Origin of the sequence: Micromonospora palythoicola, from assembly GCF_036689795.1 — a bacterium.
In the GTDB taxonomy this organism is placed as follows: Bacteria; Actinomycetota; Actinomycetes; order Mycobacteriales; family Micromonosporaceae; genus Micromonospora; species Micromonospora palythoicola.
Window position 1 is genome coordinate 1 of the sequence record NZ_JBAGKI010000106.1, and the last position, 10,376, is coordinate 10,376.

At 73.6% G+C, this 10,376-nt stretch carries 11 protein-coding genes, 5 tRNA genes and 1 pseudogene; 7 read left to right on the plus strand and 10 right to left on the minus strand.

Going from position 1 to position 10,376, the window contains the following annotated elements; genetic code table 11:
* The first annotated feature begins 123 nt into the window (after positions 1–123).
* Both V5O40_RS26960 and V5O40_RS26965 read left to right on the plus strand, forming a co-directional pair.
* On the plus strand, positions 124–792 hold the full coding sequence (locus V5O40_RS26960) for a polysaccharide deacetylase family protein (protein WP_332908067.1): 669 nt from the start codon (positions 124–126) through the stop codon (positions 790–792).
* Positions 793–868: 76 nt separating this feature from the next.
* A pseudogene (locus V5O40_RS26965) lies at positions 869–982 on the plus strand (AraC family transcriptional regulator); the annotation flags it as partial.
* 56 nt (positions 983–1,038) lie between these two features.
* On the opposite strand, the gene V5O40_RS26970 reads toward V5O40_RS26965, so the two are convergent.
* A tRNA-Val gene (locus tag V5O40_RS26970) sits at positions 1,039–1,113 on the minus strand.
* Positions 1,114–1,153: 40 nt separating this feature from the next.
* Positions 1,154–1,226 (minus strand) — tRNA-Gly (locus tag V5O40_RS26975).
* A gap of 151 nt (positions 1,227–1,377) precedes the next feature.
* Between V5O40_RS26975 and V5O40_RS26980 the strand changes: the two genes are divergently transcribed.
* Positions 1,378–1,620 (plus strand): DUF6458 family protein, encoded by a 243-nt coding sequence (locus V5O40_RS26980; RefSeq protein ID WP_332908068.1) that lies wholly within the window; start codon positions 1,378–1,380, stop codon positions 1,618–1,620.
* 45 nt (positions 1,621–1,665) lie between these two features.
* Here V5O40_RS26980 and V5O40_RS26985 read toward each other — a convergent pair whose 3' ends face one another.
* The 5 genes from V5O40_RS26985 to V5O40_RS27005 form a co-directional block, all read right to left on the minus strand.
* Positions 1,666–2,886, minus strand: coding sequence for an FAD-dependent monooxygenase (locus V5O40_RS26985; protein WP_332908069.1), 1,221 nt, complete (start codon positions 2,884–2,886; stop codon positions 1,666–1,668).
* Positions 2,883–3,479 (minus strand): PadR family transcriptional regulator, encoded by a 597-nt coding sequence (locus V5O40_RS26990; protein WP_332908070.1) that lies wholly within the window; start codon positions 3,477–3,479, stop codon positions 2,883–2,885. Before V5O40_RS26990 ends, V5O40_RS26985 begins: the two co-directional genes overlap by 4 nt.
* 136 nt (positions 3,480–3,615) lie before the next feature.
* Positions 3,616–3,690: transfer RNA gene (locus tag V5O40_RS26995), tRNA-Val, on the minus strand.
* Positions 3,691–3,704: 14 nt separating this feature from the next.
* Positions 3,705–3,775: transfer RNA gene (locus tag V5O40_RS27000), tRNA-Cys, on the minus strand.
* A gap of 34 nt (positions 3,776–3,809) precedes the next feature.
* Positions 3,810–3,882: transfer RNA gene (locus V5O40_RS27005), tRNA-Gly, on the minus strand.
* A 176-nt stretch (positions 3,883–4,058) separates the two neighbouring features.
* On the opposite strand from V5O40_RS27005, the gene V5O40_RS27010 reads away from it, so the two are divergent.
* Both V5O40_RS27010 and V5O40_RS27015 read left to right on the plus strand, forming a co-directional pair.
* Complete coding sequence (locus V5O40_RS27010; protein ID WP_164445494.1) at positions 4,059–4,661, plus strand: TetR/AcrR family transcriptional regulator; 603 nt, start codon at positions 4,059–4,061, stop codon at positions 4,659–4,661.
* Between the two features lie 68 nt (positions 4,662–4,729).
* Positions 4,730–5,305, plus strand: coding sequence for a TIGR03086 family metal-binding protein (locus V5O40_RS27015; protein ID WP_332908071.1), 576 nt, complete (start codon positions 4,730–4,732; stop codon positions 5,303–5,305).
* A gap of 49 nt (positions 5,306–5,354) precedes the next feature.
* Here V5O40_RS27015 and V5O40_RS27020 read toward each other — a convergent pair whose 3' ends face one another.
* Complete coding sequence (locus tag V5O40_RS27020; protein ID WP_332908072.1) at positions 5,355–6,257, minus strand: hypothetical protein; 903 nt, start codon at positions 6,255–6,257, stop codon at positions 5,355–5,357.
* A gap of 176 nt (positions 6,258–6,433) precedes the next feature.
* Between V5O40_RS27020 and V5O40_RS27025 the strand changes: the two genes are divergently transcribed.
* Together V5O40_RS27025 and V5O40_RS27030 are read left to right on the plus strand one after the other, a co-directional pair.
* On the plus strand, positions 6,434–7,102 hold the full coding sequence (locus V5O40_RS27025) for a class I SAM-dependent methyltransferase (protein ID WP_269739149.1): 669 nt from the start codon (positions 6,434–6,436) through the stop codon (positions 7,100–7,102).
* Between the two features lie 9 nt (positions 7,103–7,111).
* Entirely contained in the window at positions 7,112–8,290 is a 1,179-nt protein-coding gene (locus tag V5O40_RS27030; protein ID WP_332908073.1) for a cytochrome P450, read from the plus strand.
* 13 nt (positions 8,291–8,303) lie between these two features.
* On the opposite strand, the gene bioD is transcribed toward V5O40_RS27030, so the two are convergent.
* A complete protein-coding gene (gene bioD / locus V5O40_RS27035; protein WP_269739151.1) occupies positions 8,304–9,032 on the minus strand; it encodes a dethiobiotin synthase in 729 nt (242 codons plus the stop codon).
* On the minus strand, positions 9,029–10,165 hold the full coding sequence (locus tag V5O40_RS27040) for an 8-amino-7-oxononanoate synthase (protein WP_332908074.1): 1,137 nt from the start codon (positions 10,163–10,165) through the stop codon (positions 9,029–9,031). The genes bioD and V5O40_RS27040 overlap by 4 nt, the downstream gene beginning before the upstream one ends.
* Positions 10,166–10,376: the final 211 nt, after the last annotated feature.

Below are 10,376 nucleotides of genomic sequence, written 5' to 3' on the forward strand. Positions count from 1 at the left end.
CCCCCACCCCCCCCCCCCCCCCCGGCTACGCCCGGGCGGGGGGGCCGCCCCCCCAACCCCCCCCCGGGGGGGGGGGGGGGCCCCCGCCCCCCCCCCACGGCCCACCAGCGGAAGGTCCGACCGATGTCGTCCACCATGCAGCCACTGCGTCCTCCGCGTGCCGCGTCCGGGTCGAGCGTCGGACCGCCGCCGGTACGGCCCACCGAGGTGATCGGCACCGACCGGGTCGTCTGCCTCACCTTCGACGACGGACCGCACCCGGAGCACACCCCGCGCCTGCTCGACGTCCTGGCCGCCCACCACGTGCGGGCGGTCTTCTTCCTTCAGGGTGACCGGGTCATCGAACACCCCGAGCTGGTCCGCCGGATCGTCGCGGCCGGGCACGCGCTGGGCAACCACAGCATGCACCACCACGACATGGGGTCCTGGGCCGCCGGCCGGATCGCCTCGGACCTGCTGGAGACCAACGCGGTCATCCGGCACGCGGTCCCGCACGTCCGAGTCCCCTACTTCCGGGCACCGTACGGCGCCTGGGGCCAGACGCCCGGCGTGGCCACGGCGCTCGGCATGCGACCGATGGGCTGGCGGCTCGCCGTCACGGACTGGGAACCGCCCGGCACGGACGAACTGCTGCGGCGGCTCGTCGAGGGCGTCGCACCGGGCGCCGTGGTGCTGCTGCACGACGGTGGCGGCGACCGCAGCCAGACCGTCGACGCCGTCGACCGTGCCATTCCCGCCCTGCACGCGGAGGGTTGGCACTTCGCCCTGCCCACCAGCGCCGACGGCCGCTGACCGGCAGTCGCGCTGTCGGACGTACGCCGGGCCGCCGCCCGGTGGATCCGTTCGGAGCAGGTCCCCGCTCGGCAGCATCGACACCATCGCGTCGGCGGCCGGCATGGGCACGGCGACGACGCTACGTCGGCATTTCCACCGCACGGTCGGCGTACCGCCGGACACCTATCGGCGGACCTTCCGGGCCTGAGCTGGGTACCTGCTCGGCACGCTCGCCGTCGTAGCAGTGCGGCGCCGTCCGAAAGCTGGTGGGCGATACTGGGTTTGAACCAGTGACCTCTTCCGTGTCAAGGAAGCGCGCTCCCACTGCGCCAATCGCCCGTGGTGCACCGGCGACACCCGCAGGCGTCACCGAATCGCGAGCGGACGACGGGATTCGAACCCGCGACCCTCACCTTGGCAAGGTGATGCGCTACCAGCTGCGCTACGTCCGCACTGCCTCCGGCTGCGCCGGCGACGGGGCAACTCTACCCGATGACAAGATCGCCGGAGGCGCCGCCCCCACGGCCGGTGATTGCGCCGCTCCCGACCCGGGTACAGACCCTTCCCGACAGCACACCGCACCCCCGGACAAAGGAGGCTGTCATGGGTATCGGCACCAGCATCTTTCTGTTGGCGCTCGGCGCCATCCTCACCTTCGCGGTCAACGCCAGCATCGGCGGGCTCGATATTGACGTGGTCGGCTGGATCCTGATGGCCGCCGGCGTGCTCGGCCTGATCCTGACGACGCTCGTCTGGGGCCGCCGTCGCCAGACGGTCGCCACCGCCGACGAGCCGGTGGAGTACCGCCGGGTCGAGGAGCGGCGGGACGTCGCGCCGCCGATGTGACCGGCGGGCGGTGGCGATTGGGCGCGGCACGCACGGCTCGTCGACTCAGGAGCGGCCGGCGGCCAGTTCCGTGGTGACCGGCGCGTCCCAGTCGATCCGGTAGCGCTGCTCCGGGCCGAGCGTCCGCTCCTGGTTGAGGAAGGTACGCAACGCCAGCGGCATCATGATCCGCATCATCCGTTTCGCGACCGGGCCGACCGTCTTGGTGGAGGTCGTCTGCCGACCCCGCCGGAGCACCTTCTCCACCCGCACCCGACGCAGGCGCTCGTACGCGTCGAACGCGGTGGACACCTCGGCATGGTCCCGCAGACAGCGGGCCAACTGCACGGCGCTCTCCACGGCCAGTGACGCGCCCTGGCCGGAGCTGGGCGACGGCGCGTGCACCGCGTCACCCACCAGCACCAGCCGACCGCCGTGCCAACGGGGCACCGACGGCATGCTCTCGATCGATCCGATGGCCACCAGGTCGTCCGGCTCGGTGTGGGCGAGCACCTGCCGGGCCGGCACGTCGTCGGCGAACACCTCACGGAGCCGGTGCAGCCACTGCGGTCGGGGGATCCGGCTCGCCTCGGCATAGCTGGTCGGTCGACGGTCCGGAACGTTCGCGAACCAGGCGGTGCGACCGTCGGGCTGTACCCAGTAGCCGAAGAAGGCCCGAGATCCGAAGACGAAGTACATCGCCTCCGGGTCGGCGTCGGGCACCGCGTACCGGGCCGCGCCGCCGAGGTTCAGCAGCGGCAGCACCTGCGGCCCGGGTGCCTGCGGGTCGATGAGCGTACGCACCCGGGACCGGACGCCGTCCGCGCCGACCAGCACGTCGGCGCTGGCCGTGGAGCCGTCGGCGAACCGGGCGAGCACGCCGTCACCGTGCTGCTCGGCGTCGACCAACCGCTTGCCGTACGCGATGCGCACGCCCTGCGCCTCGGCGCGTTCGCGCAGCACCCGGGCCAGGTCGTCGCGCCACAGCCCGAGCGTGACCGGTTCCACCGCCACGTGGGGGAAGGCACCGATGCGGCCCCCGCGACCGTCGGTGACCACGGTGCGTCGCATGGGCAGGCCGACCCGCTCGACGGCTCGCTCGGCGTCGACCAGGCGCAGCGCGGCCAGTCCGTTCGGCGCGAGGGTCAGGGTGACTCCGCTCCCCTCGGTCGCCGACGGGTACGCCTCGTGGACGGTGGCCTCGATTCCGGCGCGACGTAGCGCCATCGCGGTCACCGGACCGGCGATCCCGCCGCCGATCACCAGCGCGGTTCGGACGGCTGTCATGCGCGACCTCCCATGGTCTCCTGCCAGGACTTCGCGTAGTCCGGCTGCTTGAGGGACTCGATCAACTCGGTGACGAACCGGCGCTCCGCCTCCAGCAGCGCGAGCGCGTACTGCTCCTCGACCAGGAAGATCCACCCGACACCGTCGGCGCGCGCCTCGTCGATGGTCGTGCGGGTCTCCTCGATCCGGCCGGCGAGCGCCGCCGACCGGCGGCGCAGCACCTCGACCGCCTCGTCGGGTGGAAGCAGGCTGAGCAGCGACAGCGCGACGGCGAAGTGCGGATGCTCCTGGCGGGGCTGGGCCAGCAGGGAACGCAGCCAGTCGTACACCTCGTGGCGGCCCTCTTCGGTGATCGCGTACACCGTCCGTTCGGGCCGGGCGCTGTCCCGGACCGTCTCCTGCGCCGCGACGAACCCGGCCCGGGCGAGTTGCTCGATGACCATGTAGAGGGAGCTGCGGGTGTACCGGATGAGCTTGTCCTGACCGGTGTGCTTGAGTCGTCGACCCAGCTCGTAGGGGTGCATCGGCTCCCACATCAGCCAGGCCAGCACGGCCAGGGCCAGCGGGTTGGGCACTCTCCGACGTCGCTCCACAGCACTCCTTAGTCAGGAATGACTATCCGGCACTGACTATTGAGTCGTCAACCCGCTGTCGAGGTGCCTCGCCGGAGGAAATGCGAAAGGCCCGCTACCGGATCTCCGGTAACGGGCCTTCATCTGCTGGATCCACTGGTGGGCGATACTGGGTTTGAACCAGTGACCTCTTCCGTGTCAAGGAAGCGCGCTCCCACTGCGCCAATCGCCCTTGCTGTTCTACCGAGGTGGGGACGGGATTTGAACCCGCGTACACGGCTTTGCAGGCCGTTGCCTCGCCTCTCGGCCACCCCACCGAGGTTGCCCCCGTCACGCGTGGCGGCAGCTCCGAGCGGACGACGGGACTCGAACCCGCGACCCTCACCTTGGCAAGGTGATGCGCTACCAACTGCGCTACGTCCGCACGCCCCGGGGCGTACCCGGTGACGGATGAGAACTCTAGCCGAGCGGTGGATCGGATGCCAAATCGGGCTCCCGTCCCGGCGAGTCCGGAACTGTCCGGCTTCCGACTGTCGCAAGCCGGATCAACAGGGGTTTGGTGACCGGCCGTATCCGTTTCGATCGGATACGGTGACGGACGTGACGAGACGTGCGGCGGAAATCCGCCTGGATGCCCTGCTGCGCACCGCATGTGACGTGATCGGGCAGCGCGGGTTGGCCAACACCCGCACGGCTGATGTGGCGCAGGCCGCCGGGGTGAGCCAGGCACTTGTCTTCTACCACTTTGCCACCAAGGAGCGGCTGCTCGCCCAGGCCTTCGCGTACGCGGTCGAGCAGGATCTGGCCCGGCTCGACGCGGTCACCCGCTCCAGCGCCCCGCCGCTGACCAAGCTCCGTCGCATCCTGCGCCTCTACACCCCGGCCGGGCGCGCCACCTCCTGGTCCATGTGGATCGACGGCTGGGCGGAGTCGCTGCGTACCCCCGAGTTGGAGAAGGTCTCCCGCAAGCTGGACCTACGGTGGCGGCAGGACCTGGCCACGGTGATCGCCGACGGGGTCCGGGAGGGCAGCTTCGTCTGCGCCGACCCGGCCGGGGCCGCCTGGCGGATCAGCGCCGTGATGGACGGCCTGGCGGTGCAGCTCGCGGTGCACGACCGGGTGATCTCCCGCCGACAGTTCGCCGAATGGGTACGCCTGGTGACCGCCCGGGAACTCGGGCTCGATCCGGAGCAGCTGGAGTAGCCGGCCCTGGTTACCGGCGCCACCGAATCCGGCGGGTTACCCGCGCCAGCGGCGGGAACAAAGGCGACATGGAGCTGCTGAAAACGTACCGGCGCAGCCTGGCCGAGTTCACCGACCGGGTGGAACAGGTACACCCCGGCCAATGGTCGGCCGCCACCCCCTGCCCCGGCTGGGACGTCCGCACACTTGTCAACCACGTGGTCAGCGAGGAACGCTGGAGCGTGCCGCTGCTCGCCGGCCGCACCATCGACGAGGTCGGTGACCGCTACGACGGCGACCAGCTCGGCGCCGACCCGATCGAGGTCGCCCGCGAGGCCGCGGCACAGGCCGAGGTCGCCGCCACCAGCCCGGGCGCGCTGGAGCGGACCGTACACCTGTCGGCCGGCGCCACCCCCGCCGAGGAGTACCTGCACCAGCTGCTGGCCGAACATCTGATACACGGCTGGGACCTGGCGGTGGCGATCGGCGCGGACCCCACGATGGACGCCGACGCGGTGGCCGAGGCGGCCCGCTGGTACTCCCGCCACGTGGCGGACTACCGGCGCGACGGGCTCGTCGAACCCGAGGTCGAGCTGCCCGCCGGGGCCGGTGAACAGGACCGCCTCCTCGCCGCCTTCGGGCGGAACCCGGACTGGGCACCGTGACGCGACGCCACGGTGGGCCGGTTCGCGACCGCGCCCACCGTGGCCCGGATCAACTCAGGTAACCGTCGTCGCGGGGTACCGTCCGCCACCGGCTGCGCGGGTCCGGCCGTCGGTCCCAGTGCCCGGGCGTCGGACCGCCGACATCGACCGCGGGCTCGGGCTCCCGGGTCAGCTGCCGCAGCCGCAGCAGCAGGCCCACCCCGAGGAAGAGCAGCAGGCCACCGAGGAGGAAGGCCACCTCGGTCAGCCCCAGCCCGCTGCCGGTCTGGTTCCCGGCCGCGTCGGCGTCCGGCGGGTCGGCCGCCCCACCCGCGTACCCCGCGTCGTCGGCGGGATCGCTCTCCTCCTCGGTCGGATCCACCGTCGGCACCTCGGTCGGATCCTCCGTCGGGTCCTCCGTCGGCGCCTGCGACGGGGTGGGTGGCGCGGTCGTGGGGCGGTCCTGGCCGCCCCGACCCACCACCTCGCGGGTCGCGGTCTGACGGGACAGCAACCGCAGGTTCCGGTCGTACGCCTCGGCGGCGAGGCTCACCCGACCCCGGTCGACGTCCCGGTCGAACGCGATCCGGTACTGCGCGGTGACCGTACGCCCCGGGCAGAGCGTGCCCGGGTCGAGCTGACGGTCGGTCAGCCGGGCCGCGTCACCCTCGGCGCGCACCTCCACCGGGAACGAACCGGTCTCCTCGATCCGGTCCACCCGCACCTGGTCCAGTCGCAACCCCTGTACACCCAGCACCAACGACCAGCGGACCTTGATGCAGTCGCCCTGGTCGTCGCGGGACACCACAGCGGAGACCGTCGCCACCCGCCCACCGGCGGTGAACTGATCCGGCAGGCCGCCGAGTTCGGTGGCGAACGCCGCGTGCGCCGGCGCGGCCATGGCGAAGTCCACCCCGGTGAGACATGCCAGTGCCACCCCGATCCGTAGCGTGTGACGCCACAGCCTCTTCACGATCCGTCCTCCCGTTGGTCGCCTCCATTGGCAACGCTAGGAGCGCGGGAAGCCACCCGGTAGACGGGCGTGTTCGCACGTACCGTGAAGCAAGATGCCCGATTTCACGTACGGTATTGAACCGCCTACGGATCACCCGCGACACGCCGAACCCGGCGACGGTGGACAATCACCGGATGTCCGCGCTCTCCGCCGCCTTCGTCCGGCTGCACGCCCGGCTCACGCCCGTCGCCTTCGTACCCGAGGTGCGGTTGCACCAGGCGGACGAGCCGATCGGGTTGTGGGAGCTGACCGAGGGTGAGTTCCGCAGCGACCGGCCGCCACCGTTCTGGGCCTTCGCCTGGGCCGGCGGCCAGGGCCTGGCGCGCTACGTCACCGACCACCCGGAGACGGTCGCCGGCCGCCGGGTGCTCGACCTGGCCTCCGGCTCCGGCCTGGTGGCCATCGCCGCCGCCCGGGCCGGCGCGGCCGCCGTCCGCGCCGTGGAGATCGACGAACTGGCCGTCGCGGCCGTCGCGCTGAACGCCGAGGCCAACGGGGTACGCGTCGACGCCGAACTCGGCGACATCCTCGACGGCGACGCCCACGACGCCGAGGTGGTCCTGGCCGGCGACGTCTTCTACAGCGAGGCGATGGCCAACCGGGTGCTGCGGTTCCTGCTGCGGGCCACCCGGGCCGGGGCGTCGGTGCTGGTCGGCGACCCGGGTCGGGCCTTCCTGCCCCGGGAACGCTTCGACGAACTCGCCGCCTACCAGGTGCCGGTCAGCGAGGCGCTGGAGAGCGTACGGGTGAAGCGCACCACGGTGTGGCGGTTGCGCGCCGGACGCCCGACGGCGGCCGACTAGCGTGACGCCGTGCTGTTCCGCAGCTGGGAACAGGCCCCGGCAGGTACCGGGGTCGGCCCCGCCCACTGGCCCGACGTCGCCCGGGTGGCCGACCACGTGGGCGTCGAGCACCTGCTGGTGACCCGGCACGCTCTGGTCCGGCAGGTGCTCACCGACGCCACGACGTTCCGACCCGACAACGCACTGGACGCGGTCACCCCGATGCCGGTGGCCGCGCTGCGGGTGCTCGCCGCCCACCGGTTCCGGCTGCCGCCGACGCTGGCCAACAACGGTGGTGGCACCCACCCGGAGATCCGCGCCCTGGTCGCCGCGGCGCTGCATCCGACCCGGGTGGCCGCCCAACGGGACTGGCTGGCCACGCTGGTCCGGCAGCGGGTCGCCGAGCTGACCGCCGCCCTGGACACCGGCGCACCGGTCGACCTGCACGCGGGTCTCGCCGCCGACCTGCCGCTGCTGGTCCTGGCCCGGCTGGTCGACCTGCCCGACGCGCCCGTCGCGGCGGTGAAGGAGTTCGCCCGCGCGGCGCTGGAACTCTTCTGGGCGCCGCTGGACGTCGACCGGCAGCAGGCACTCGCCGCCGAGGTGGGGCGGTTCCACCGGCTGCTGCGGGAGTTCGCCGCCACCGGTGACGGTCTGGTCGCGTCCCTGCGCGCCGCCGGGCACCCGCCCGACGTGGTCGTCGGCGCCCTGTTCTTCCTGCTGGTCGCCGGGCAGGAGACCACCTCACAGTTCCTCACCCTGCTGCTGCACCGACTCACCGGTGAGCCGACGGTGCTCGCCGGGCTGCGCGACGGCTCGGTCGACGTCGCCGACGTGGTGGAGGAGGGGCTGCGACTGGAACCGCCGATCGTCACCTGGCGGCGGGTCGCCGCCGTGGACACCACGCTGGGCGGGACGGGGGTGCCGGCGGGCAGCAGTGTGGTGTTGTGGCTGGCCCGAGCCGGACGGGACCCATCGGTCGTGCAGTCGCCGGACGAGTTCCGCCCGGGGCAGCGCGGGTCGCGCCGGCACCTGGCCTTCGGGGCGGGCGCGCACCGCTGCGTCGGCGACCAACTCGCCCGGATGGAAGCCGCCACGCTGGTGCGCGAGGCGGCGCCGCTGCTGACCGGGGTACGCGTGGTGCGCCCACCCCACTACCCCGACAATCTCACCTTCCGGATGCCCGACGCCTTCGTCGTCCGCCGCTGACCGGCACCGCCGCTCAGGTGGTCTCGTCGGCCCAGGCGCGCCAGTCGTCGAGCACGCCGTACAGCGCCGGGGTGAGCCAGCCCGGTGCCGAACGCCGGAACACCCCCGGATCCATCGCGCCGGCGCCGGCCGGCAGCGCGCCGAGCAGATTCGGCAGCAGGTCGCTGAGGTTCGCCCAGTGCACCAGTTCCGGCTCGGTCGGCCAGGCGCCGATCACCACGCCCGCCGGCACGGCCCGCCGTTCCAGGGCCTCCAGGGTGAGCGCGGTGTGGTTGAGGGTGCCCAGGCCGGCACGGGCCACCACCACCGCCGCGGCGCCGAGCGACACCGCCAGGTCGGCGACCGTCCACGGCTCACCGGAGGGCCGCAGGCCCATCGGTACGAGCAGCCCGCCCGCCCCCTCGACCAGCACCAGATCGTGCTTGTCGGCCTCGTCCCGCACCGCGTCCACCGCGTTGTACAGCTCCAGCGGTGGCAGCTCGGCCACCCGGGCGGCGGCCAGCGGCGCGAGCGGGTCCGGGAAGCTGGCGAGCGTACGGCCGGTCATCGGGGCGGCCAGCCGGGTGACCGTCTCGACGTCGGCGGGGTCGCCGGTGGCCGTACCGGTCTGGCCCGGTTTGACCACCGCGACCCGCAGCCCGGCCGCCTGGGCCGCGGCCGCTATCGCCGCGGTCACCACCGTCTTGCCGACCTCGGTGTCGGTCCCGGTGACCAGCACCGGCCCGCGCCACTGATCCGTCATGGCGCACACTCCACGATGACCTCCAGGGCGTGTTCGAAATCCCCCCGTGGCACCCCGGCACTGATCGTCAGCCGCAGCCTCGACCGGCTGTCGGGGGTGGAGGGCGGGCGGAAACAGCCGACCGCCACCCCCCGGTCCCGGCAGGCGGCGGCCCACGCCGTCGCCGCCTCCGGGCTGGGAGCGGTGACCGAGACGACGGCGGCGTCGGCGGCGGAGACGTCCAGGCCGGCGGCGCGCAGCCGGCCGACCGTGCGGGCGGCCCGCTCGGCCAGTTCGGCGCGCCGGCCGGCACCGGAGCGCGCCAGCCCGACGGCGGCTCGCACCCCGGCCGCCACCACGGGCGGCAGGGCGGTGTCGTAGATGAAGGTCCGCGCGGTCTCCACCAGGTGCCGGACGAACTCGGCCGGGCCGGCCACCACACCACCGGCCCCGCCGAGCGCCTTGGACAGCGTCGCGGTGACCACCACGTCGGGTTCGCCGGTCAGCCCGGCCCCGGCCACCGCGCCGGCGCCGTCCGGGCCGACCACGCCCAGCGCGTGCGCGTCGTCGACGAGCAGCAACGCGCCGTGTTCCCGGGCGGTGGCGTGCAGTTGAGCCAGCGGGGCGAGGTCACCGTCGACGGAGAAGATCGACTCGGTGACCACCACCGCCGGCCGGCCCGGAGCGGCGGCGAGAGCGGCGGCGACCGCGGCCACGTCGGCGTGCGGTGTCACCACCGTCTCCGCACCGGAGATCCGGCAGCCGTCGATGAGGGAGGCGTGGTTGTGCGCGTCGGAGATCAGCAGCGTACGGGGACGCACCAGCGCGCGGACCGCACCGAGGTTGGCCAGGTACCCGGAGGAGAAGACGAGCGACCGGTCGGTGCCGAGCCAGTCGGCGAGTGTCTCCTCAAGGGTGTGGTGCACGTCGGTGGAGCCACGGACCAGCCGTGAGCCGGTCGCACCCAGCCCGTACGCGGAAAGGGCCTGCGCGGCGGCGGCAACCACCTCCGGGTGCCGGGCCAGCCCCAGGTAGTCGTTGCCGGCCAGGTCGACCACGCCGTCGGTGGCGGCGCGTGGCCGCAGCCGGCGGGTCAGCCCCGCCTTCGCCCGCAGCTCGGCGCGGCGGTCCAGTGCCGCCAGCCAGTCCGCCACCGCCACGTCCCTTCCCCGCCGGTTCCCGCCGTCAGGCGCTTCCGCCGGGCGAAGTTACCACCCGTCGGACCTGCCCCGGCGTGGGGGGGGGGGGGGGGGGGCCCCCCCCCCCCCCCCCCCCCCCCCCCCCCCCCCCCCCCCCCGGGCCGGCCCCCCCCCCGCCCGGGGGGGGGGGGGGCCCCCCCCCCCCCCCCGCCCCCCCCCCCCCCCC

Coding starts and splice junctions, on each gene's coding strand:
- V5O40_RS26960 (WP_332908067.1), top strand. CDS start 124: ATGTCGTCCACCATGCAGCCACTGCGTCCTCCGCGTGCCGCGTCCGGG.
- V5O40_RS26980 (WP_332908068.1), top strand. CDS start 1,378: ATGGGTATCGGCACCAGCATCTTTCTGTTGGCGCTCGGCGCCATCCTC.
- V5O40_RS26985 (WP_332908069.1), bottom strand. CDS start 2,886: ATGACAGCCGTCCGAACCGCGCTGGTGATCGGCGGCGGGATCGCCGGT.
- V5O40_RS27015 (WP_332908071.1), top strand. CDS start 4,730: ATGGAGCTGCTGAAAACGTACCGGCGCAGCCTGGCCGAGTTCACCGAC.
- V5O40_RS27025 (WP_269739149.1), top strand. CDS start 6,434: ATGTCCGCGCTCTCCGCCGCCTTCGTCCGGCTGCACGCCCGGCTCACG.
- bioD (WP_269739151.1), bottom strand. CDS start 9,032: ATGACGGATCAGTGGCGCGGGCCGGTGCTGGTCACCGGGACCGACACC.